The organism is Gordonia neofelifaecis NRRL B-59395, assembly GCF_000192435.1.
Lineage (GTDB): Bacteria > Actinomycetota > Actinomycetes > Mycobacteriales > Mycobacteriaceae > Gordonia > Gordonia neofelifaecis.
In genome coordinates this window covers 199,254-222,071 of the sequence record NZ_AEUD01000005.1, presented here as the reverse complement: position 1 = coordinate 222,071, position 22,818 = coordinate 199,254, and the positions used below count along the sequence as shown (strand labels likewise).

The 22,818-nt window shown below is 68.7% G+C and carries 23 protein-coding genes; 8 read left to right on the top strand and 15 right to left on the bottom strand.

All coding sequences use genetic code 11. From position 1 onward, the window contains the following. Positions 1–119 precede the first annotated feature (119 nt). The 3 genes from SCNU_RS08210 to SCNU_RS08200 are packed head-to-tail and all read left to right on the top strand — an operon-like array spanning position 120 to position 2,855. Positions 120–1,157: an alpha/beta hydrolase gene (locus SCNU_RS08210; protein ID WP_040518036.1), complete on the top strand. Its 1,038-nt coding sequence runs from the start codon at positions 120–122 to the stop codon at positions 1,155–1,157. Continuing rightward, a complete protein-coding gene (locus tag SCNU_RS08205) occupies positions 1,157–2,554 on the top strand; it encodes a mycothione reductase (RefSeq protein WP_009678893.1) in 1,398 nt (465 codons plus the stop codon). Before SCNU_RS08210 ends, SCNU_RS08205 begins: the two co-directional genes overlap by 1 nt. 19 nt (positions 2,555–2,573) lie before the next feature. Continuing rightward, the gene (locus SCNU_RS08200; RefSeq protein ID WP_009678892.1) at positions 2,574–2,855 is read left to right on the top strand and encodes a hypothetical protein; all 282 of its coding nucleotides are present in this window, start codon (positions 2,574–2,576) and stop codon (positions 2,853–2,855) included. A 21-nt stretch (positions 2,856–2,876) separates the two neighbouring features. Here SCNU_RS08200 and SCNU_RS08195 read toward each other — a convergent pair whose 3' ends face one another. The 3 genes from SCNU_RS08195 to map are packed head-to-tail and all read right to left on the bottom strand — an operon-like array spanning position 2,877 to position 6,123. Beyond that, complete coding sequence (locus tag SCNU_RS08195; protein ID WP_238526404.1) at positions 2,877–3,704, bottom strand: alpha/beta fold hydrolase; 828 nt, start codon at positions 3,702–3,704, stop codon at positions 2,877–2,879. Then, complete coding sequence (locus SCNU_RS08190) at positions 3,673–5,220, bottom strand: cobyric acid synthase (RefSeq protein WP_009678890.1); 1,548 nt, start codon at positions 5,218–5,220, stop codon at positions 3,673–3,675. The genes SCNU_RS08195 and SCNU_RS08190 overlap by 32 nt, the downstream gene beginning before the upstream one ends. A gap of 36 nt (positions 5,221–5,256) precedes the next feature. Further along, the gene (gene map / locus SCNU_RS08185) at positions 5,257–6,123 is read right to left on the bottom strand and encodes a type I methionyl aminopeptidase (protein WP_009678889.1); all 867 of its coding nucleotides are present in this window, start codon (positions 6,121–6,123) and stop codon (positions 5,257–5,259) included. A gap of 96 nt (positions 6,124–6,219) precedes the next feature. Between map and SCNU_RS08180 the strand changes: the two genes are divergently transcribed. Genes SCNU_RS08180 through SCNU_RS08170 form a run of 3 tightly spaced genes read left to right on the top strand, consistent with a single transcriptional unit; the run spans position 6,220 to position 9,059 of the window. Further along, positions 6,220–7,221: a heme/hemin ABC transporter substrate-binding protein gene (locus SCNU_RS08180; protein ID WP_009678888.1), complete on the top strand. Its 1,002-nt coding sequence runs from the start codon at positions 6,220–6,222 to the stop codon at positions 7,219–7,221. Continuing rightward, positions 7,214–8,260 carry a FecCD family ABC transporter permease gene (locus tag SCNU_RS08175; RefSeq protein ID WP_009678887.1) on the top strand — a complete coding sequence of 349 codons (1,047 nt, stop codon included), beginning with the start codon at positions 7,214–7,216 and terminating at the stop codon, positions 8,258–8,260. The genes SCNU_RS08180 and SCNU_RS08175 overlap by 8 nt, the downstream gene beginning before the upstream one ends. 7 nt (positions 8,261–8,267) lie before the next feature. Then, positions 8,268–9,059 carry a heme ABC transporter ATP-binding protein gene (locus SCNU_RS08170; RefSeq protein WP_009678886.1) on the top strand — a complete coding sequence of 264 codons (792 nt, stop codon included), beginning with the start codon at positions 8,268–8,270 and terminating at the stop codon, positions 9,057–9,059. A gap of 9 nt (positions 9,060–9,068) precedes the next feature. Here SCNU_RS08170 and SCNU_RS20595 read toward each other — a convergent pair whose 3' ends face one another. The 7 genes from SCNU_RS20595 to dxr form a co-directional block, all read right to left on the bottom strand. Further along, complete coding sequence (locus tag SCNU_RS20595; RefSeq protein ID WP_009678885.1) at positions 9,069–9,842, bottom strand: hypothetical protein; 774 nt, start codon at positions 9,840–9,842, stop codon at positions 9,069–9,071. Positions 9,843–9,921: 79 nt separating this feature from the next. Beyond that, positions 9,922–11,751: a penicillin-binding transpeptidase domain-containing protein gene (locus SCNU_RS08160; protein ID WP_009678884.1), complete on the bottom strand. Its 1,830-nt coding sequence runs from the start codon at positions 11,749–11,751 to the stop codon at positions 9,922–9,924. A gap of 36 nt (positions 11,752–11,787) precedes the next feature. Continuing rightward, positions 11,788–12,624 (bottom strand): GNAT family N-acetyltransferase, encoded by an 837-nt coding sequence (locus SCNU_RS08155; RefSeq protein WP_009678883.1) that lies wholly within the window; start codon positions 12,622–12,624, stop codon positions 11,788–11,790. Positions 12,625–12,674: 50 nt separating this feature from the next. Next, on the bottom strand, positions 12,675–13,829 hold the full coding sequence (ispG, locus tag SCNU_RS08150) for a flavodoxin-dependent (E)-4-hydroxy-3-methylbut-2-enyl-diphosphate synthase (RefSeq protein ID WP_009678882.1): 1,155 nt from the start codon (positions 13,827–13,829) through the stop codon (positions 12,675–12,677). A gap of 135 nt (positions 13,830–13,964) precedes the next feature. Next, on the bottom strand, positions 13,965–14,837 hold the full coding sequence (locus SCNU_RS08145; RefSeq protein WP_050792792.1) for a formylglycine-generating enzyme family protein: 873 nt from the start codon (positions 14,835–14,837) through the stop codon (positions 13,965–13,967). Positions 14,838–15,083: 246 nt separating this feature from the next. Then, positions 15,084–16,292 carry a M50 family metallopeptidase gene (locus tag SCNU_RS08140; protein WP_009678880.1) on the bottom strand — a complete coding sequence of 403 codons (1,209 nt, stop codon included), beginning with the start codon at positions 16,290–16,292 and terminating at the stop codon, positions 15,084–15,086. Between the two features lie 89 nt (positions 16,293–16,381). After that, complete coding sequence (gene dxr / locus SCNU_RS08135; RefSeq protein WP_175284089.1) at positions 16,382–17,551, bottom strand: 1-deoxy-D-xylulose-5-phosphate reductoisomerase; 1,170 nt, start codon at positions 17,549–17,551, stop codon at positions 16,382–16,384. Positions 17,552–17,616: 65 nt separating this feature from the next. Between dxr and SCNU_RS08130 the strand changes: the two genes are divergently transcribed. Further along, positions 17,617–17,880 (top strand): DUF2631 domain-containing protein, encoded by a 264-nt coding sequence (locus SCNU_RS08130; RefSeq protein WP_009678878.1) that lies wholly within the window; start codon positions 17,617–17,619, stop codon positions 17,878–17,880. An 82-nt stretch (positions 17,881–17,962) separates the two neighbouring features. Here the strand turns inward: SCNU_RS08130 and rlmN are convergent, their stop codons facing one another. Then, complete coding sequence (gene rlmN / locus SCNU_RS08125) at positions 17,963–19,069, bottom strand: dual-specificity RNA methyltransferase RlmN (RefSeq protein WP_040518027.1); 1,107 nt, start codon at positions 19,067–19,069, stop codon at positions 17,963–17,965. A 31-nt stretch (positions 19,070–19,100) separates the two neighbouring features. Between rlmN and SCNU_RS08120 the strand changes: the two genes are divergently transcribed. Continuing rightward, positions 19,101–19,511, top strand: a complete 411-nt coding sequence (locus tag SCNU_RS08120; RefSeq protein ID WP_009678876.1) for a LapA family protein — start codon at positions 19,101–19,103, stop codon at positions 19,509–19,511. 23 nt (positions 19,512–19,534) lie between these two features. Here SCNU_RS08120 and SCNU_RS08115 read toward each other — a convergent pair whose 3' ends face one another. From SCNU_RS08115 to tsf, 4 genes are all read right to left on the bottom strand, one after another. Further along, on the bottom strand, positions 19,535–20,398 hold the full coding sequence (locus SCNU_RS08115; RefSeq protein WP_009678875.1) for a phosphatidate cytidylyltransferase: 864 nt from the start codon (positions 20,396–20,398) through the stop codon (positions 19,535–19,537). Then, entirely contained in the window at positions 20,395–20,952 is a 558-nt protein-coding gene (gene frr / locus SCNU_RS08110) for a ribosome recycling factor (RefSeq protein ID WP_009678874.1), read from the bottom strand. The genes SCNU_RS08115 and frr overlap by 4 nt, the downstream gene beginning before the upstream one ends. A gap of 54 nt (positions 20,953–21,006) precedes the next feature. Further along, positions 21,007–21,759, bottom strand: a complete 753-nt coding sequence (gene pyrH, locus SCNU_RS08105) for a UMP kinase (RefSeq protein WP_009678873.1) — start codon at positions 21,757–21,759, stop codon at positions 21,007–21,009. 153 nt (positions 21,760–21,912) lie between these two features. After that, positions 21,913–22,737, bottom strand: coding sequence for a translation elongation factor Ts (tsf, locus tag SCNU_RS08100; protein ID WP_009678872.1), 825 nt, complete (start codon positions 22,735–22,737; stop codon positions 21,913–21,915). Positions 22,738–22,818: the final 81 nt, after the last annotated feature.

Sequence of the window (22,818 nt, the reverse complement as noted above, 5' to 3'; positions counted from 1 at the left end):
CATAGGGCATTCACGACCTGTTTCGCGGATCATTGTTCCCCATTGTCCTGTCAGAGACAGCATCGGTTCGCGCAAGTGTGGGGTGTGCGACACCCGGTGCCACCGTGCCGCCGCCTAAGCTGGTCGGCGTGACCACCGTCAGAAGCCGCCAGTGGCGTCCCGATGAACTCCTCGACCGATACGAAGTGCTCACCATCCCGCTCGGCGACGATCCGGACGGCGAAGGCGCCATCGAGGCCACCCTGGTTCGGCAGGCGGGTTCCGCACCGGCGACCGCGGGCGCGGTGCTGTACGTCCACGGCTTCACCGACTACTTCTTCCAGGAGGAGCTGGCGGAGTTCTTCCATGATCGCGGCTACGCCTTCTACGCCCTCGATCTCCGCAAATGCGGGCGGTCGTTGCTGGACGGACAGCAGCCCCACTTCACCACCGACCTCGAGTTCTACGACGCCGAGCTGAACGCCGCACTCGACATCGTCACCGAGGAGACCACCGGCGACACCGGAGCGGACGGCGCCTCGGTGATCGTCGCGGCCCATTCCACCGGCGGACTGATCGCTCCGCTCTGGCTCGACCGGCTGCGCCGCACCGACCCCACCCGCCATCGGCGCATCAAGGGACTGGTTCTCAACAGCCCCTGGCTCGACCTCCAGGGCGAAGCGGTGCTCCGCACCGACGCCGTCGGGCTGCTGATCAAAGGCATCGGCAAGGCGCGCGCCAAGACCGAACTGCCGCGCGAACTGTCCGGCGCCTACGGCGAGAGCCTGCACGTCGACGCGCACGGCGAATGGACCTACGACCTGCGCCGCAAGCCGCTGGGTGGCTTCCCGGTCACGTTCGGGTGGCTGTCGGCGGTCCGTGCCGGTCAGCGCCTGCTCCATCGCGGCCTGGACATCGGGGTGCCTGCGCTCGTCCTGCGGTCGGACAAGTCCCGCTTCAAGGGGGCCTACCACCCCGCCGTCGACACCGCGGACTGTGTGCTCGACGTCAAGCAGATCGCCCAGTGGTCCGGCGTCATCGGCCGTCGAGTGTGGGCGGTCGCCGTCCCCGACGCACGCCACGACGTCTTCCTGTCCCTCGAGAAACCTCGCCGCACCGCCTACGACGAGGTCCAGACGTGGCTGAACGCCGTGTTCGGCGAAGGAGCGCAGCAGTAGTGGGTACCCAGCAAGTCGACCTCGCGATCATCGGTTCGGGCAGCGGCAACTCCATTCCCGACGAGCGATTCGACGATGTGAGCATCGCGATCTTCGAAGAGGGCGTGTACGGCGGCACCTGCCTCAACGTCGGCTGCATTCCGACGAAGATGTTCGTCTACGCCGCCGACGTCGCCGACACGATCCGTTCGGCCGAGCGCTACGGCGTCGCCGCGACCGTCGACTCGGTGGACTGGCCGGCGATCGTCGACCGCGTCTTCGGCCGGATCGATCCGATCTCGGCCGGCGGTAAGGAGTACCGCGTCGACCGGTGCGAGAACATCACCGTCTACTCCAGTCACGTCCGCTTCGACGGCCGCGACGACGACTCCGGCCGCTACCGCCTGGTGACCGCCGACGATGATCTGGTGCTGGCGCGGAAGGTGGTCGTCGCCGCCGGTTCCCGATCGCAGGTTCCGGACGTGATCGCCGATTCCGGCGTCCGCTTCTACACGAACAGCGACGTGATGCGGCTGCCGGCGCTGCCTGCCCGCATGGCGATCGTCGGCAGCGGATACATCGCCGCCGAGTTCGCGCACGTCTTCTCGTCGCTGGGCGTGGACGTCACCGTGATCGCCCGGAGCGCGCGACTGCTGCGCAAGCTCGACGACGACCTCAGCGCGCGGTTCACCGAAGTCGCTCAGACGCAGTGGAACGTCCGTCTCGCGACCGACCTCGCCGGTGCCGTCGAACTCGGCGACGGCGTGCGGCTGAGTTTCGCCGACGGCTCGCATCTCGACACCGACGCCCTGCTGGTCGCGACCGGACGGGTGCCGAACGGCGACCGCCTGAGTCTGGACTCGATCGGGATCGCGCTCACCGACGACGGCCGCGTGCCCGTCGACGCGCACGGTCGCACCCCGGCGCCGGAGGTCTGGGCGCTCGGCGACGTCAGTTCCCCGTACCAGCTCAAGCACGTCGCCAATCACGAGCAGCGCGTGGTTCAGGAGAACCTGCTGCTCGGCTGGCATTCCGAGGATCTGCGGTCGTTCGACCACCGCTACGTCCCGGCCGCGGTGTTCACCGACCCGCAGGTCGCGACGGTGGGGCTCACCGAAGCGGAGGCACGCGCCACCGGACGCGACATCACGGTCAAGATCCAGAACTACGGCGATGTGGCCTACGGGTGGGCGATGGAGGACACCACCGGCTTCTGCAAGCTCATCGCCGACCGCGACACCGGTGAACTCCTCGGCGCCCATCTCATCGGCCCGCAGGCCTCGACGGTCGTCCAGCCGGTGATCCAGGCGATGAGCTTCGGCCTCACCGCCCGCGAGATGGCACGCGGCCAGTACTGGATCCACCCGGCGATGCCCGAGGTGCTCGAGAACGCGCTTCTGGGTCTCGACCTGGCCTGATTCGGTCTACTGTAACCGGATGACCGGCATCGAGATCCAGGGCGCGAATGGCGAATCCATCGTCTACGACGGTGCGACCGTCGCCAAGTTCAAGCACGCGGGCAAGCAGGAGACGGCCCGCAATCCGGTGTCGACCTACCGCGAGGTCCGGATCAAGGAGAAGACCTCCCTCTTCGGGAAGCCGCGCTCGCCACGCGAGTACGACGTGCTCCTCGCGATGTCGTCGATCATGAGCCTGACGGTCGACGACGCGGGCCGGGTCGCCGTCGAGGAGCTCGTCGCGAGACTCGAACGACGGTGACCCGGCCGCGCACCGCGCGCGTCAGAACCGCGACGACCGCAGCGAGATCTCGCTGGCCAGCGCGGCCGCGGCGTTCTCCGGAATCCAGTGGTCGACACCGTGCAGTTCGGAGAAGCGGAAGTCGGAGTACACGTAACGGCCGCTGAACTCGGCCTGCTCGCGGCCGAGCGCCGCGTCGCCGTCGCTCCACACCATCGTGGTCGGAATCTCCACCGGCGGGCACGCGAGTGCGGCGGCGATGTCGCCGGAGAAATTGGCCCGGTACCAGTTGAGCGGTCCGGTCAGGGCGCCCGGCTGCAGGATCGGCTCGAGTTCGGCCGCGGTCACACCCGCCCGCCGGAGCAGCACGCCGTCGCGTCCGCTCAGCTTCTCCTCGGCGCCGTCGGCGATGAAGTCCTTGATGTAGGCCGACCGATTGCGCTGATCGCTGCCCGCCATGAGCGCATCGCGCATCGCCGACGGATGCCCGGTGCTCGCCGCCACCAGCCCGGTGAACCGGTCCGGGTACTTGGCCGCCAGATGCCAGGCGACGATGCCGCCCCAGTCGTGCCCGACCACCATCGAGTACGAGATGTTGAGGTGATCGAGGATGCCGATCACGTCGCCGACGAGCTTGTCGAGCCGGTACTCGTCGACGCCGTCCGGGCGGGCACCGGGGCTGTAGCCGCGCTGGTCGATGCGCAGGGTCCGCAGGCCGGCCTCATGGACGCGCGGCACGACGTCGTCGTAGCACTGCGAGTTCACCGGGAACCCGTGCAGGAGAACCACCCAGGGGCCGCGCGCGGGTCCGCTCTCTTCGACGGAGAAGGAGAGTCCGTCATGCTCTACGGTCAGTCTCGAGGTGGTCACCAAGCCAGGATATGACGGTCGGGAGCCGGCCGGGGCCGTCGGCGATCAACCCGTGGATACTCGGCATGTCGAGATGCTCGGTCACCAGATCCGCCATCAGGTCGAGCTGCGCGAGACGGACATCCGCGACACTCATCGCCGGGTCCGGCTCGAACCCGACGACCCCAGCGAGGCGCGCGGCCTCGCGCAGGTAGGTCCGCCGGAAGGCGTCACTCTCCAGCGCCCCGTGACAGTGCGTTCCGAAGACCGCACCGCGTCGTGCGCCCTCCGGACCGGTCCGGTGGTCGCGCAGCCACGGCTCCTCCGCACTGCGGACCACGCGTCCGTGGTGGATCTCGTATCCCCGCACCGGTACGTCGTAGGCGTGCCCGTCGAACTCGCGGAGCGTCTTCTCCGGGGCGAACTCGACGTCGACGTCGAGCAGTCCGAGCCCTGCCGTCTCCCCCGCGGCGGACTCCACGTCGTCGACGATGCGCCGGCACAGCATCTGGAATCCACCGCAGATCGCCAGGATCGGGCCGCCGCGCGCCGCGCGCTCGATCAGCGCCTCGGCGAGGCCGCGATCCCGCAACCATGCGAGATCGCTGACCGTCGCGCGAGTGCCCGGAAGCACGACGAGATCGGCGCCGCGGACGGCGGTGGCATCGTCGACCCAGGTCACGTCGACGCCCGGTTCGCAGGCCAGCGCCTCCACGTCCGTGCTGTTGGACACACGCGGCAGACGGATCGCCGCCACGGTCAGCCTGCGACGTCCGGTCGACGGCGGCCGCGGCCCACCGACTCGCCGGCCGACCGGTGCCGCGAGCGAGTCCTCGGCGTCGATCCAGAGTCCGTCGGTGTACGGGATCACCCCGAGCGTCGGTCGTCCGGTGCGTTCACGCACCATCTCGAGTCCGGGCGCCAGGATCGACGGATCGCCGCGGAACTTGTTGACGATGTAGCCGGCGACGAGCGCCTGGTCGTCGGCGTCGAGCACGGCGGTCGTGCCGAAGAGGTGGGCCAGCGATCCGCCGCGATCGATGTCGGTGACCACGACCACCGGGATGTTCGCCGCGCGCGCGAGACCCATGTTCGCGATGTCGGTGGCGCGCAGGTTGATCTCGGCGATCGAGCCGGCGCCCTCGCAGATCACCACGTCGAAATCGCGGCGGAGCGAGGCCAGCTCGTCGGCCACGATGCCCGAGAGCGCCGACCGCCACTGCTGGTAGTCGACCGCCCCGACCTCGCCGACCGTGCGGCCGCGGACCACGACGTGCGAGCGGCGGTCACCGCCGGGCTTGAGCAGCACCGGGTTGAATCGGGTGTCGGGTTCGAGTCCGCACGCTCGCGCCTGCAAGGCCTGGGCCCGGCCGATCTCGCCGCCGTCGAGGGTGACCGCCGAGTTGTTCGACATGTTCTGCGCCTTGAACGGTGCGACGCGGACACCGTCGCGGGCCAGCGCCCGGCACAGGCCGGCGACGATCAGGCTCTTCCCGGCGTCGCTGGTCGTTCCGCCGACCAGGAGCGCCCCACTCATCGTCGGGCCCGGCGAGAGTCTCGATGCGACGGCACCTCAGTCCGCATCGGGCAGCGTGAGGATCTCGGCTCCGCTCTCGGTGACGACCAGGGTGTGCTCGAACTGGGCAGTCCACTTGCGGTCGACGGTGACGACGGTCCAGCCGTCGTCCCACATCTCCCAGGGCAGTCCGCCGAGGTTGATCATCGGTTCGATGGTGAAGACCATGCCGGGTTCGAGCACGGTGTCGACGCTGGGCTGGTCGTAGTGCAGGACCACCAGTCCGTTGTGGAAGGTCTCGCCGATCCCGTGCCCGGTGAAGTCGCGGACCACGGTGTACCCGAATCGGTTGGCGTAGGCCTCGATGACCCGTCCGACGACGTTCAGCTCGCGTCCCGGCTTCACGGCCTTGATCGCCCGCTCGGTGGCGATGCGGGTCCGCTCCACCAGGTCGCGGGCCTCCTGCGAGACGTCGCCGGCCAGGAACGTCGCATTGGTGTCGCCGTGCACCCCGTCGATGTACGCGGTCACGTCGATGTTGACGATGTCACCGTCCTCGATCACCGTGGAGTCCGGAATCCCGTGGCAGATCACCTCGTTCAGCGACGTGCAGCACGACTTCGGGAAGCCCTTGTAGCCGAGCGTCGACGGGTAGGCGCCATGGTCGACCATGTACTCGTGTGCGATCCGATCGAGTTCCGCGGTGGTGACACCGGGAGCGACAGCTCGACCCGCTTCCGCAAGCGCATTCGCCGCGATCCTTCCCGCGATCCGCATCTTCTCGATCGTCTCGGGGGTCTGCACCCAGGGTTCGTGGCCTTCGTTCACCGAGTTCTTCCACGCGTACTCCGGGCGGGCGATCGAATCGGGGACGGGCAGTGTCGGCGCGACGACGCCGGGGACGAGAGGTGCGCGAACTGTCATGGACGTGATTCTACGGATGGCACCGATGTGCATCGGCATCCGATCGGGCAGTAAGGTGTGCCTAACAGAACTGCGAGCACGACAAGGCGGATTCAGGTGACGACTCCCTCCCGGTCCGCGGCCTCGGTCACCGCTGTCTGGGTTCTCGTCCTGGTCGCCGGACTCTTGCTCTCCGGGTGCACCACCGAGCCCATCGACACCGGCGCCACCGCCGCCGCCGCACACGCGACGCTGCGCTCGGGTCCGACCACCGCGACGCTGCCGAACCCGGACGTCGTCCCGGTCTCCCCCGGTCTGACGCCCGGTGCGGGGGCCGAGCGAATCGTCGCGCTCGATCGCAACGGCACCCTCGGCAGCATCGTCTTCGCCCTCGGCCTCGGGCCCCATGTCGTGGGTCGTGACCGCTCCACCACCTTTCCCTCCGCCTCGCCGCTGCCGTATGTGACCGACACCGGGCACGCGATCAATCCCGAACGAGTCCTCGCACAGAATCCGACGATCGTCCTCGTCACCGACGATGCCACGCCCGCCGGGGCGGTCGACCAGATCCGCGCCGCGGGGATCCGCGTCGCGGTCTTCACCGGGCAACGGTCCATCGCCGGCACACCCGACCTGATCCGAGGCGTCGCGGATGCTCTCGGTGTCCCCGCCGCGGGCGAGGCACTCGTCGCGCGCACGGAGAAGCAGATCGACGACGCCCGCCGATCGGTGCCGAAGCCGTCCGGCGACCCGACGATCGGCTTCCTGTACATCCGCGGGGAGCACCTGATCCTGCTCGCCGGGCCGCGCTCCGGGGCCGACGATCTGATCGCCGCCCTCGGCGGCACGGACGCGGGTACCGAGGCCGGTCTGACATCGCCCTTCACCCAGGTGAGCGCGGAGTCGATGATCCGCGCCGATCCCGAGGTGATCCTGGTGATGACGCAGGGCGCGGAATCGGTGGGCGGCATGGAGAAGGTGCTCGCGCTCCCGGCCGTCGCCGACACGTCCGCCGGGCGCAACCGCCGCATCGTCGAGATGGACGAGACGCAGATCCTGATGTTCGGCCCGGACACCGGTCTGGTCCTCGGCGCGCTGGCGAAGGCGATCTATGCGTAGCGGCCTGCGGCTGCGCGGACGCGCACTGTGGGTGATGGCGGGAACCCTCGTCCTGCTGGCTGTCGTCGTGGTGATCTCCGCAGGCACCGGTCAGGTCGACATCCCGCCGCTCGAGGTCCTCGGTTCGATCGCCCACCACTGGCACCTGGATCTCGGTCCCCTGCCGTCGCATCCGCAAGGCGAGAGCGCCCTCTGGGTCTCGCGCTTCCCGCGCATCCTGCTCGGCCTGCTCGTCGGGGTCGCGTTGGGCACGGCGGGCTGTCTCCTGCAGGGCGTGCTCGCGAATCCCCTCGCCGAACCCGGCATCATCGGCGTCTCCTCGGGTGCCGCGGTCGGCGCCTGCCTGATGATCGTCATAGGCGGTACCGGCACCAACGGATGGGCGGTGGCCGGTGCCGCGGCCCTGTTCGGGTTGATCACCACGGCCGGCGTCTATGTGCTGAGCATCCGCGACGGCGCCTCGTCGACGATCATGCTGGTGCTGACCGGCATCGCGGTCAACGCGTTCGCACTCGGCATCATCGCGTACCTGACGTACATCGCATCGACCGCGGCACGTGAGCAGATCGTGTTCTGGCAGCTCGGTTCCCTCGCGGGCAACGTCTCGTGGACGCAGGTGAAGATCGTGGCGCCGCTGGCGATCGCCGGTCTCGCGGGCGGAATGCTGCTCGTCAAGAAGCTGGACCTGCTGGCCCTCGGTGAAGTGCAGGCGGCCTCACTGGGCGTCAACGTCGAGGCGGTGCGCAGGCAAGTGATCGTGCTCGTCGCGATGCTGACCGCGGCAGGCGTCGCCTTCACCGGCATCATCATGTTCGTGGGCTTGATCGTCCCGCACGTGATGCGCCTGCTCGTCGGCCCCAGACACGCCCTGCTGCTACCCGCGAGCGCGCTCGGCGGTGCCCTGGTGATCGCCGCCGCCGACCTCGCCGCCCGCACTCTCACCGGCGGCGAACTGCCGCTCGGCATGCTGACCTCACTGATCGGCGGACCGGTCTTCTTCCTGCTCCTCCGGCAGCGGAACGCGGCGGCGAGATGGTGACGGTGACATGGCGACGGAGGAGGCGCGGATGAGCACCGGGATGACTGCAGACGGCGTCACCGTGCGGCTCGGGAATCGGGAGATCGTGCACGGCGTCGATCTCGACGCGCGACCGGGCCAGATCCTCGCGCTGGTCGGCCCGAACGGCTGCGGCAAGTCGACTCTGCTGTCGGCGGTCGCGGGCCTCCGTGCCCCGGATTCGGGAACGGTCCGCATCGGCGACCTCGACGTCCATCGCGCGGACTCGCTCACCCTCGCGCGTGCGCGCGCACTCGTGACTCAGCAGAATCGCGCCGACACCCCGTTCCCGGTCCGGGAGGTCGTCGAGATGGGCCGCTTCCCCTGGACTCGCACACCGCAGGCGCGTCGATCGGAGGACCTGATCGACGCCGCGATCGCCGAATGCGACCTGTCGGATCTGGTCGACCGTCCGTTCTCTCACCTCTCCGGTGGCCAGCAGGCACGCGTGTCACTGGCTCGCGCGCTGGCGCAGGACACGCCGGTCATGCTTCTCGACGAACCGACCGCGGCTCTCGACATCGGTCACACCGAACAAGTGCTCACGATCCTGCGCCGACGAGCCGCCGCCGGTGCCACGGTGGTGCTGGTGGTCCACGATCTGACGCTCACCGCCGCGTACGCGGACCGCGTCGCCGTGATGAAGTCCGGCCGGCTGCTCGCGACCGGCGCGGTCGACGAGGTGATGACCGCCGAACTGTTGAGCGAGACCTACGATCACCCGGTGCTCGTCTGGGACCACCCGCAGACGGGTGAACGGATCATCACACCCGCACGGTGAGCGCCGTCGTCAGGACTGCTTGGACTTCCGCTGCAGCAGGACCGTCACGACACCCAGGCCCACGAGCACCAGGCCGCCGAGGAGGGTGAGCCACAGACCGATGCCGATGCTGAAGTCCACCGACTGCGCGTAGATCCCGAGCTTGTCCTTGGCGTCACTCACGTCGGACATGTCGGCGATGGAGATGAGCGAGATGATGACACCCGCGACTATCGACGCGATGCCCGCGGCCATCGGCAGCACGGGCTGCTTGTCGGTCAGGTAGACGGTGGCCGCGGCGGATGCGGCGGCGATCAACGCCAGAATCAGGGTGAAGACGCCGTCTTTTCCGTCGGACGTTCCCGAAGCCGAACCGCTGGTGAGCGCACCGGAGTACGACACCCACGGCAGAAACGCCGAGATCAGCACCAGCACACCCGCGCCGACGGTGGCCCAGAGGTATGGGATCAGCTTGCCATCGACCGGTCCGCTCTGCGACGGCAGTCCCGGGTACTGCTGACCGTACTGCTGGTAACCGCCCTGCTGACCGTACTGCTGGTAGCCGCCCTGCTGGCCGTACTGTTGCTGGCCGTACTGCTGCTGACCGTACTGGGCCTGACCGTACTGCTGCTGGGGCTGATTGGATTGCTGCTGGCCGTACTGCTGCCCATACTGCTGATTCGGGGGCTGGCCGTACTGCTGGGGCTGGGCACCGTACTGCGGCTGCTGAGGCGCGCCGTACTGCGGGTACTGCTGCGGATTCTGTCGAGGATCCTGCGGGGGCGTGGGATTCGGTCCACTCATGCTCGGGCCGCCTTTCGTACGGTCATTGCTGCAAGAATTACACAGCACCCGCGTCGGCGTCCGTCGACCAGCCGACGGTCTACGGCCGATACCCCTCGGGAACGCCGTTCAGGAAGTCGCGACTGACGTTGACCGAGTTCGTCGAGTCGCCGCCCAAGACGATGAGGGTGGCGAAGGCGATATCGCCGCGATAGCCCGCGAACCAGGCGTGCGAACCGCCCGCGACCTCGGCTTCACCGGTCTTCCCGTACACCTCTCCGGATTCGGCGACGGACGTCGCCGTGCCCTCGGTCACCACGGCGCGCATCATCGGCCGCAGCCGCTGGTACACCTCGGCTTCCAGCGACGCCTTCGGTCCGGTGACCTTGGTCTCGCGGCCGTCGATCAAGCTCGGCACCTGTGCGTGCCCGGAGGCCGCGGCCGCCGCCACCAGCGCCATGCCCAGCGGGCTCGCGAGCACCTTGCCCTGACCGAAGCCGTCCTCACTTCGTGGGACCAGCTCCGGCTCGACGGGCACCGACCCGGACTTGACGTCGAGGCCCGGTACGTCGTAGACCGCACTGAGCCCCATCGCCGCCGCCGCATGGGCGAGGTCGGTCGGACCCATCCGGCTGGCCAGGTCGGCGAATGTGGTGTTGCAGGAATGCGCGAACGCCGTGCGCAGCGGAACCGCTCCGAGCGAGAACCCGTCGTAGTTCGGGATCGACCGCTCGCCGATCTGGATCTCGCCCGGACAGGGCACGATCGCCTCGGGCTCGGTCATCTTGTCGTGGAAGGCCGCGGCCGAGGTGACCATCTTGAAGGTCGACCCCGGGGGATACAGACCGGCGGTCGCGATGAGGCCGTCCCGGTCGGCGTCGGCGTTCTGCGCGATCGCCAGGATCTTGCCGGTCGACGCCTGAACGGCGACCAGCATCGCCTGCTTGCCCTGGACTGCGTTCACCGCGCGCTGCGCGGCGTCCTGCACCGACCTCGACAGCGTCAGCAGGACCGCGGGTGCGGGCTTGCCCGGCTCGTCCGCCACCACGTCCGCCACCAGGCCGTTGGGATTGAGCACCGACACCCGCCACCCGCTCGCGCCGGTGAGTCCACCGGCCACCTGATCGCGCACCTTCGCCAGCACCGCGGGAGCGAACCCGGGGTCGCGCGGCACCAGCACCGACTGGTCGGTGGTGACGATTCCCGGAACCGCCAGTCGGTCGCGGAGGCGGTCGAAGTCCGCAGTCTGGATCCGGCCGATCGGCAAGGGGTCGCTCTGCGCCGTCGACCGCTCGGCGATCACCTGCGGATTCAGTCCCGGAATCAGAGGACCCAGTACCTCGACGAGCCGGTGCGCCGAGTCGCTGACGCTCCCGGAGGCAGCTGCCTTCGCGGCGTCGAACGAGACACCGACGACGGTCCCGTCGACCATCACCTCCGACCCGTCCGATTCGTTCACCGCAGCCCGTGGGGGGCTCGTCTGTGACAGCGAAAGCTGTTGATCTGCACCGAGTTTCGGGTGAATCGCGGACGACTTCCAGCGCACCGACCACCCCGCGTCACTACGGCCCATCGCGATGTTCGCCGAGTACTCCCACGTGCGGCCGCCGGGGAGTGTCCAGGTGTAGGTGACCGGGACGTCGGCCACGTCCCGATCGATCCGGACTCGCCCGGTCGACGCCGACATCGACGTCGCCGCCAGACCCGTCCACGTCTCGGCGAGTTGACTCCGGGACCGCTGCGGGTCGGTGGTCAGGCTCGCGGCGCCTGCGAAGTCGTGATCGGCGAAACCGTTCAGGAACGACTGCGCCGCCGAACGCGGCCCGTCGTCCTCGGTCGCACACGAGGTCGATGCCAGGACCAGCGAGACCACGACGAGTACGGGGATCAGAACCGTCCGGGTGCGGCGTGCGCGGAATCTACTGGGCATCGGCTCCGATCTTAGGCGATCGCGCCGCGGCGTCCGTCAGTCCACCAGAACGGTCGCGAAGGTGCCGACCTGCCGGAATCCGACACGCTGGTACGTCTGTCGGGCGGCACCGTTGAAACTGTTGACGTACAGGCTCGCGATCCGCCCCTGGCGCGCGATCGCCGCGGCCACCGCCGCCGTGCCGAGCGCACCGTACCCGCGCCCGCGCCATTGTGGATCGACCCACACGCCCTGGATCTGGCCCACCTTCCGGGACATCGAACCGATCTCCGCCTTGAACACCACGCGATCACCGTCGAAGCGTGCGAAAACCCGCCGTGCCGAGATCAGAGCGGCCAGTCGACGGCGGTACGACCGCCCCTCGTCGCCGGCCGTCGGATCGACTCCCACTTCGCCGATGAACATCTCGACCGCCGCCGGGAAGTACGCATCGAGGTCGGCCATCGTGACAAGACGCACGTGCGAGTCCGGCGTGATCTCCGGATAGCCCGACAGCGACAGCAGCGGCTGGTCGGCCCGCACCTCTCGCGCGGGGCCCCACGACGGCGCGACGCGTTCCCACAGCGGAAGCACCAGCTCGGCGGCGCCGACCACTGAGGAACACAGTCGCGGCGCGCTCAACGCGCGGTCGGCGAAGACGTCCACATCGGGAAGGCCGCCGATGAGCGGCATCAGATTCGCGCCGGAGAAGGCCAGCGACACCCCCGGCTCCGACGCCGTCCACATCTCACCGCCGAGAAAGCGAGGCGACAGGCCGTAGGCCTCGACGCGAGCCGAGACCATGCACGACGCGACCGGATCGAGGTCGAGCGCCCGAGCCACCGCGTCGGCGTCCTTCGCGCCGAGCGGCCGGTCACCGAGAATCCCCAGCACGGCACACCTCCCTGCTCACCTTGCTCCGGAGGGTCTACACCACGGGAGCGTCAACTCACCGAGACGACCGGAGCGCCTCCTCCAGTCTCCCCCGACTCCTCGGCGATACGCAGCGCTTCGGTGATCAGAGTCTCGACGATCTGGGCCTCCGGAACCGTCTTGATGACCTCGCCCTTGACGAAGATCTGGCCCTTGCCGTTGCCGGACGCGACACCCAGGTCCGCTTCGCGCGCCTCGCCCGGTCCGTTCACCACACAGCCCATGACCGCGACGCGGAGCGGGATCTCCATCCCCTCCAGGCCGGCGCTGACTTCCTCGGCGAGCTTGTAGACGTCCACCTGGGCACGACCGCACGACGGACACGACACGATCTCGAGCTTGCGCGGACGGAGGTTCAGCGACTGCAGGATGGCGTCGCCGACCTTGATCTCCTCGGCCGGCGGTGCCGACAGGGAGACGCGGATGGTGTCGCCGATTCCCTCGCTCAGCAGCGCGCCGAAGGCGACCGCCGACTTGATGGTCCCTTGAAACGCCGGACCGGCTTCGGTGACACCGAGGTGCAGCGGGTAGTCGCACTGGGCCGCGAGCTGGCGGTAGGCCTCGACCATCACCACGGGGTCGTTGTGCTTGACCGAGATCTTGATGTCGCCGAAGCCGTGCTCCTCGAACAGGCTCGCCTCCCAGAGGGCCGACTCGACCAGCGCCTCGGGGGTGGCTTTGCCGTACTTCTCCATCAGCCGCTTGTCGAGCGAGCCGGCGTTCACGCCGATGCGGATCGGGATCCCGGCGTCCCCGGCCGCCTTCGCGACCTCCTTGACGCGGCCGTCGAACTCCTTGATGTTGCCCGGGTTCACGCGGACCGCGGCACAGCCCGCGTCGATCGCCGCGAAGATGTACTTCGGCTGGAAGTGGATGTCGGCGATTACCGGGATCTGCGACTTCCGGGCGATGATCGGCAGGGCGTCGGCGTCCTCCTGCCGCGGGCACGCCACACGGACGATGTCGCAGCCGGACGCCGTGAGCTGAGCGATCTGCTGCAGCGTCGCGTTCACATCGTGGGTCTTGGTGGTGCACATGGACTGCACGGAGATCGGGAAGTCGCTACCGACACCGACGTCGCCGACCCGGATCTGCCGCGTCTTGCGGCGCGGCGCCAGCACCGGCGGCGGGCCGGACGGGATACCGAGGCCGATCGAATCTGTCATGAGCCATTCTCTCCTCGAAGATCGTCACCTGCACTGCCTTCACCGGCCATCTCCGTCCGGCTTCCGACATCGGACGGCGTGCAGTATCGCCTTCTGAGTCTACCGACTCAGGAGTGCGATGATCCGGCTGCGCCGCTAGTCGCGGATCACACAGCGGAAGCCGATGTGGCACGAGCTGGTGTCGGAGTCCTGCGACTGTCGCGCCGCCGGGCGATAGCGCAGGCAGTAGTTCGGGGCGCACAGGAACGAACCGCCCTTGACGACATAGTGGTCCTCGCCGCCGTCACCGGTGCGGGTCGGGGGACAGCAGGTACTGCGCCGGTGACTGTCGGAGTACCGGTCCTCGGTCCACTCCCAGACGTTGCCCGTCATGTCGACGAGATCGAACGCGTTCGGCGGGTACGTTCCGACCGGAGTCGTCCCCGGTACCTCAGACTGCCCGCGGCCGGGTACGAACTCGGAGGGGAACGCACCCATCCAGGTGTTCGCCATCCGCCTTCCGCGCGGCGCGAACTCGTCGCCCCAGGCGTACGTCGTGTCCCCGCGGCCGGACGCGGCCGCGTACTCCCACTCGGCCTCCGTCGGGAGCGCCTTGCCCGCCCACTCCGCGTACGCGCGCGCGTCGTCGATGCCGACCTGTGTGACGGGATGTCGGTCCCGGGCGCGAACGTCGGAGTCCGGACCGAACGGTCTGCGCCACTGCGCGCCGGGGACATAAGCCCACCAGCGCCGCCAGTCGTCGAGCGGGACCTGCCGCGGCGGACGCACGAAGACCAGACCGCCGGCACGGAGTTCGCCCGGGAGGGCGTCCGGGTAGCGCGCTGGATCCGGGTCGCGTTCAGCCACCGTGACGTAGCCCGTCGCCTGGACGAAGCGACGGAACTCCGCGACGGTCACCGGATGCCGGTCGATCCAGAACGCGCCGACCTCCCGCGCGTGCGCCGGCCGTTCCTCCGGGAAGAAGTCGTCGCTGCCCATCGTGAACTCACCGGCAGGCACCCGGACCATGTTCCGGTGGATCGCGGATCGGGTCTGCACGGTGGGCGGCACGGCACCGTCCTTCTGCTGTCTCGGCGTGATGGGAATCGCAGCGAATTCTAGTCTCGCAGCGGTGCCGAGCACGATCGAACTCGCCTTCCCGGCGCGCATCGGACGCCCGGCGCGGCCTGTTCGGTCCGCACGCTCGTCCCGTGGCACGTCACCTACCGACCGCCTGTCCAGGCCTGACCGGCCGGACCGCGACCGGCCGAACCGTCAGAAGACCTTGATCGGGTTGATGACGTCCGCCGTCACCGTGAGCAGCATGAACCCACCCATGACGACGACGACCGCGTAGGTGATCGGCAGGAGCTTGTAGTAGTCGACGGGACCCGCGGGGATCTTCCCCCGCCATCGTCGGAGGGTGTTCCGGATCTTCTCGAAGATCGCGATCGCCATGTGCCCGCCGTCGAGCGGGAGGAGCGGGATCAGGTTGAAGGCACCGAGGAAGAAGTTCACGCTCAGCAGCAGACCGAAGAACATGTCCCAGTAGCCGTGCTCGACGGCCTGGCCGCCGAGCACCGATGCACCGACGACGCTGACCGGGCTGTCGGCCGCACGCTCACCTCCGGTGACCGCATGCCACAGGCCGACGACCTTGGTCGGCAGCGAGATCAGCGCCTTGAAGGTCTCTTTGAAGATGTCCCCGGTGAAGCTGAGCGCACCGCCCCAGACGGTGACGATGTCGTACTCGTTCACGTACTGGGTGTCGAGACCGACGCCGATCGCGCCGACCTCGGCGGGCGCGAGGGTGTCGCCCTCCCCCGCGACCATCCGCTGAACCTGCGTGACCGGGACCGTCAGATCCATCTGCTGCCCGTCGCGCTCGACGGTCAGCACCACGCTGCCGGTGGACTTCTGCACCTGCTGGACCATGTCTGCGGGACCGGTGACCTGATGGCCGTCGACCGCGAGGATCTGATCGCCGACCTGCACTCCGGCTTGGGCGGCGGGCGCCGGGCCCGTGCAGTCGACCGGTACGCCCTTGGCGTCGGTGCTGGTGGCGACGCATTCGACCGATTTGGCGTAGACCGGATGGTCGCCGATGATCGGCAGTCCCCAGCCGAGTCCGAGGATCACGACCAGCGCGAAGCCGAGGATGAAGTTCTGCATCGGTCCGGCCGCGAGCACCACGAGACGCTTCCAGGTCGGCTGGGCGTACATCGCCCGCGCCCGTTCGTCGTCGGTGAGCTCCTCATGCGGCGTCATGCCCGCGATGTCGCAGAAGCCGCCGAGCGGCACCGCCTTGACGCCGTACTCGGTCTCGCCGCGACGGGTGGACCACAGGGTGGGCCCGAAGCCGACGAAGTACCGCCGCACCTTCATCCCGGTCGCCTGGGCCGCCCACATGTGGCCGAGCTCGTGCCAGGCGATCGAGATCAGCAGTGCCAGCGCGAAGAGCGCGACGCCGAGCACCAGACTCACTGAAACGTCTCCCTAAGACCGTGGGAGCTCCGTGCCCCTCTTGACTTCCCTGGTGTGCCCGCGAGCGCGACGGGACGCTACGCCCCTGATCACGCTTCCGCCGCGACGAAGGCCGCGGCTCGCCGCCGCGCCCACTGGTCCGCGGCGAGCACCTCGTCCAGGGTACCCGGCCGGGACGACCACTGATCGGCGTCGGCGAGCACGTCGCCGATGATCCCGACGATTCGCGGGAAGCTGACGGCCCCGGCGAAGAAGCCCTCGGCGGCGACCTCGTTGGCCGCGTTGTAGACCGCGGTGAGGCTGCCGCCTGCCGTGCCCGCCGACCGCGCCAGGCTGATCGCCGGGAACACCGCATCGTCGACGGGCTCGAAGGTCCACGCCGACGCCGTCGACCAGTCGCACGCCGCGGACGACCCGGGCACGCGATCGGGCCAGCCCAGCGCCAGTGCGATCGGCAGTTTCATCGACGGCGGCGACGCCTTCGCGATCGTCGCGCCGTCCACGAACGTCACCATCGAGTGCACGATCGACTGCGGATGGACGGTCACATCGATCCGGTCGTAGTCGACGCCGAACAGCAGGTGCGCCTCGATGACCTCGAGCGCCTTGTTCACCAGGGTCGCCGAGTTCAGCGTGATCATCGGGCCCATCGACCACGTCGGGTGCTTGCCCGCCTGCTCCGGCGTGACATCGGCCACCTGCTCCGCGGTCCACCCCCGGAACGGTCCGCCCGACGCGGTCAGCACCAGCCGGTCGACCTCGTCGGGAGTGCCGCCGCGCAGGCACTGCGCGATGGCCGAGTGCTCGGAGTCGACCGGCACGATCTGGCCGGGCGACGCCGCATCGAGCACCAGCGCGCCGCCGGCAACCAGCGACTCCTTGTTCGCCAGCGCCAGGCGCGCGCCGGTGCCGAGCGCCGCCAGACTCGGCCGCAATCCGATCGCCCCGACGACGCCGTTGAGGACGACGTCGGCCTCGACCGACTCGATGAGCTGCACCATCGCGTCCTCGCCGCCCAGGACGCGGGCACCGAGACGGTCGCCGAGGACGGTCGCGGCGCCCGAATCGGCCACCGCGACCCGGTCGGCGGACAGCCCGGTCGCCGCGACCTGCCGTTCGAGCAGATCGAGGTTGCCGCCGCCCGCACCGAGGCCGACCACTTGGAATCGTTCCGGGTGGTCGGCGATCACCTCGAGGGCCTGGGTACCGATGGATCCCGTGGATCCGAGAATCAACACACGCGTCGTCACACCCGCCATTGTCGCGCACACCGGGCGGGTTATGCTGTAGCCCGGACTACTACCGGCCGTCATAAGGAGTGAACGTGGCAAGCACTGAGGTCGAGACCATCGATACGGGATGGGTTCGCGAGCCCGCCGACGCCCCGTCGGCACGCTTCGGCTGGCACGGCGTCGCGCGCAAGTCGATCGCGGCCGCCGCGTTCGTCACCGCGATCATCATGCTCGGCATGCTCAAGGGCAACCACGTCGGGCACATCGAGGACGTCTTCCTGATCATCATCGCCGTCGCCCTGATCGGCTACACGGTGTACGAGATGATCCCCCGCAAGGGCACCTGGAAGCGCTGACGCTCGCCAGACAGCTACGAGAAGACCCGGACGCCACGTCGTCCGGGTCTTCTCGTATATCGGTCGGGTACCCGCCGGTGGCCTACTTCTCTTCGGCGGCGAGCTGTCCGCACGCCGCGGCGATCTCCTGCCCGCGGGTGTCGCGCACGGTGCACGACACGCCGTGCTCGCGGACGCGACGAACGAACTCCGCCTCCACCGGCTTGGGGCTCGCATCCCATTCCGAGCCGGGCGTCGGGTTCAGCGGGATCAGGTTGACGTGCACCAGCGAGCCGAGCGCCTGACGGAGCTTCTTGCCGAGCAGATCGGCGCGCCACGGCTGGTCGTTCACATCGCGGATCAGCGCGTACTCGATCGACACGCGCCGCCCCGTGGAGTCCGCGTAGTAGCGCGCGGCCTCGAGCACCTCGGCCACCGACCAGCGGTTGTTGACGGGCACCAGCGTGTCGCGCAGCTCGTCGTCCGGCGTGTGGAGTGAGACGGCGAGCGTCACCGACAGACCCTCGTCCGCGAGCCTGCGGATCGCCGGTGCCAGCCCCACGGTCGACACCGTGACCGATCGGGCCGAGATGCCGAATCCGTCCGGCGACGGTGAGGTGATCTTCCGCACCGCGTCCACCACGCGCTTGTAGTTGGCGAGCGGCTCACCCATGCCCATGAAGACGATGTTCGACAGGCGTCCGGGCTCCCCGACCTCGCCGTCGCGCAGCGCACGCGCCGCCGCCCGCACCTGGTCGACGATCTCGGCGGTCGACAGGTTCCGGTCCAGGCCACCCTGCCCCGTCGCGCAGAACGGGCAGGCCATCCCGCATCCCGCCTGTGAGGAGATGCACAGTGTGTTCCGCTCCGGATAGCGCATCAGCACCGATTCCAGGAGGGTTCCGTCATGCAGTCGCCAGAGGGTCTTCCGGGTGCTGTCGTCGTCGCACGAGATGTGCCGGACCGGGGTCATCAGCGTCGGGAAGAGCTTCTCGCCGACCGCGTCACGCTTGCCCGCGGGCAGGTCGGTCATCTCGTCCACGTCCGCGTTGAGCCGGCCGTAATACTGCTTGGCCAGCTGGTTCGCCCGGAACTTCGGCAGTCCGAGGTCGGCGACGGCGTCGATCCGCCCCTGTTCATCGAGGTCGGCGAAGTGCTTCGGCGGCAGACCGCGCTTGGGGGCGTCGAAAACCAGGGGCAGAGAACTCACGCGATCCATTCTCTCATGTCACGATGGAGCTATGACGACTCCCGATCGCAGGCCAGGCGACGAGTTCGACGAATCGGCGGCCGATCCCCAGCGAAATGACACCGCACCGATGGACGTTCCGCAGGACCATCGGGTCGACGATCCGGTCGAGGCGGAGCGGCGCCGAGTCGCGGCCGCCGCCTCGGCCGCATCCGGCACTCGCACCCAGGCGACGTATGTCGGCTGGGTGGTCGGAGTCATCATCACCATCCTGTTGATCGTGTTCATCCTCGTCAATCTCGCCACGGTGCAGATCAACTTCATCTTCTTCAAGGCTGATCTCCCGATCGGCGTCAGCCTGCTGATCGCCGCGATCGCGGGCGCGCTGATCACCGCGCTGCTGGGCGGCGCGCGGATCTTCCAGCTCAACCGCGCCCTCAAGAAGGCGGGAAAGCGCAAGTAGCGGCGGGGCCGATCAGCCCCGACTCAGAGCAGCCAGGCCAGGACGGCCCAGGTGATGAACGCCGACGGCAGCAGCGAGTCGAGACGGTCCATGATGCCGCCGTGCCCGGGCAGCAGCGTGCCCATGTCCTTGATGCCGAGGTCGCGCTTGATCTGAGACTCGACGAGGTCGCCCGTCGTCGCCACGACCACCAGGAGTGGTCCGAGGACGAAGCCGATCCACCAGTGCGGGGTGTCGAGCAGCCAGATGGCGCACGCGAGAGCGCCGACGGTGCCGACGACGAGAGAGCCTCCGAGGCCCTCCCACGACTTCTTCGGGCTGATCGCGGGCGCCATCGGATGCTTGCCGAACAGCACGCCGGCGGCGTAGCCGCCGACATCCGAGCAGACCACCACGATCACCAGGGTGAAGACCCGGAACGCGCCCTCGTCCTCCCGGACCATGAACGCGCCGAACGTCGCGAGCATCGGCAGCCACGCGGTCACCAGGATCGCGACCGACAGGTCGCGCATGTAGTTCTCCGGCGCGTTCGACAGCCCTTGCGCGAACAGCTTCCACACCATCATGACCAGCACGGTCGCCGCCATCGCGACGTAGGTGCCGGTCAGCCCGTACGGCCACGACAGCCAGATCATCGCCTGACCGCCGACCAGCAGCGGAATGACCGGGACGGCGAAGCCGCCGTCCCGGAGTCGCTTTGCGACCTCCCAGGTCGCGATCGCCAGCGCCACCGAGACGACCGCGTACCAGCCGTCCGGGATCAGCAGTAGGACGGCGATGAGCAGTCCCCCCAGACTGCAGCCGACGCCGATGGCCGCCGGGAGGTTCCGCCCGGCCCGGGAGCTCCCCCCGGAAGGTTTCTCAGCCTGCTCCGGTGTGCTCGTCATACCTCGAGCAGCTCGGCTTCTTTGTTCTTGACGAGTTCGTCGACGGCGTCGGTGTACGTGCGCGTCGTGGTGTCGAGCTCCTTCTCGGCGCGAGTCACCTCGTCCTCGCCTGCGTCGCCGTCCTTCTGGATGCGCTTGAGCTCGTCGACGGCCTTACGGCGGACGTTGCGGATCGCGACCTTCGCGTCCTCGCCTTTGCCGCGAGCCTGCTTGCCGAGCTGCTTGCGCCGCTCCTCGGTCAGCTGCGGGACCGCGACGCGGATGACGGTGCCGTCGTTCGTCGGGTTGACGCCGAGGTCGGAGTTGCGGATCGCGGTCTCGATGTCGTTCATCGTCGACTGCTCGTACGGCTTGATGACGACCAGCCGCGGCTCGGGCGTGTTGATGCCCGCCACCTGCGTGATCGGAGTCATCGCACCGTAGTACTCGATGACGACCTTGTTGAACATCGCCGGATTGGCGCGGCCGGTGCGGATGGAGGCCATGTCGTCGCGCAGGTGGGCGACGGCCTTCTCCATCTTCTCCTCGGCGTCGAGCAGAGCTTCGTCGATCATGGTGCGTCTCGTTCCTTTGCTTGTGGCGGTGAAAGTGAGTGGGTGGCCGGTGGGTCAGTCGGCCCGCTCGGTGCGGACGAGGGTCCCGATCGGCTCCCCCGCGACGGCGCGCGCGATGTTCCCTCGCTCGAGCAGGTTGAAGACGAGGATCGGCATGTTGTTGTCCATGCACAGGCTGAACGCGGTCGCGTCGGCCACCTTCAGCTCCTGCTCGATCACCTCGCGGTGGGTGATCTCGCGGTACAGCCGCGCCTCCGGATTGGTACGCGGATCGTCGGAGTAGACGCCGTCGACGGCCTTCGCCATCAGCACCGCCTCCGCCTTGATCTCGAGCGCCCGTTGAGCGGCGGTGGTGTCGGTCGAGAAGTACGGCATGCCCATGCCCGCGCCGAAGATGACCACGCGCCCCTTCTCCAGATGCCGAACCGCGCGCAGCGGCAGGTACGGCTCGGCGACCTGCCCCATGGTGATGGCGGTCTGCACGCGGGTGGTGATTCCCCGCTTCTCCAGGAAGTCCTGCAGCGCAAGGCAATTCATGACGGTACCGAGCATGCCCATGTAGTCGGACCGCGACCGGTCCAGACCGCGCTGCTGCAGTTCCGCGCCGCGGAAGAAGTTGCCGCCGCCGATCACGATGCCCACCTGGACACCCGAGGAGACGACCTCGGCGATCTGATCGGCCACCGTGCCCACGACGTCGGGGTCGAGGCCGACGGACCCGCCGCCGAACATCTCGCCACCGAGCTTCAGAAGCACGCGCGAGAAACCTGCTCTGCCCTCATCTGCGGTCGACTGCGATTCGCTCATCTCTTCCTTCGCTCGAATGTCGGCACAAACTCTCTCCATCTTAGGGTGCGGAGTACCCGATCGACGCACTCCGGCCCCGGAGTCGTCCCTGACGGGCTGATTCCGGGGCCGGAAGTGAGGTTGTCTCGCCGCGGTAGTCGGCGGCCTAGCGGACTAGGACTGGCCGACCTCGAAGCGGCTGAACGCGACGACGGTGGCGCCGGCCTCGTCCAGGATCGCCTTCACGGTCTTCTTCGAGTCGGTGACCGACGGCTGGTCCACCAGGACGACGTCCTTGTAGAAACCGTTGACGCGACCCTCGACGATCTTCGGCAGCGCCTGCTCGGGCTTGCCCTCCGCCTTGGCGGTCTCCTCGGCGACGTGGCGCTCCTGCTCCACGATCTCGGCGGGGACCTCGTCGCGGCTGGCGTACTTGGCCTTCAGCGCGGCGACCTGCATGGCGGCGCCGCGAGCGGCCTCCGCGGCGGCGTCGCCCTCACCGGTGTACGAGACCACGACGCCGACGGCCGGCGGGAGGTCCGACGCACGCTTGTGCAGGTACACGGCGACCGGGCCGTCGTACGACGCGACACGGCGCAGGACCAGCTTCTCGCCGATCTTGGCCGACAGCGCCTCGACGGCGTCGGCGACGGTGCCGTCGCCCAGCTTGGCGGCCAGCAGCGCGTCGACGTCGTTGGTGCGCAGCTCGATGGCCGCACCCAGGATGTCGTCGGCGAGCTTCTGGAACTCGTCGTTCTTGGCGACGAAGTCGGTCTCGCTGTTCAGCTCGACCATGACGCCGTCACGAGCGGCGACCAGACCCTCGGCGGTGGAGCGCTCAGCGCGCTTGCCGACGTCCTTGGCGCCCTTGATGCGCAGCTCTTCGACGGCCTTGTCGAAGTCGCCGTCGTTGTTCGCGAGGGCGTTCTTGCAGTCGAGCATGCCCGAACCGGTCATTTCGCGCAGACGCTTGACGTCCGCAGCGGTGTAGTTCGCCATAGGTGGCGACCCTCCTTTGTCGATTTGTGATCGAGAGACAAGATTCTCCGGCGGGGTGATCACCCCGCCGGAGAAGGGGCC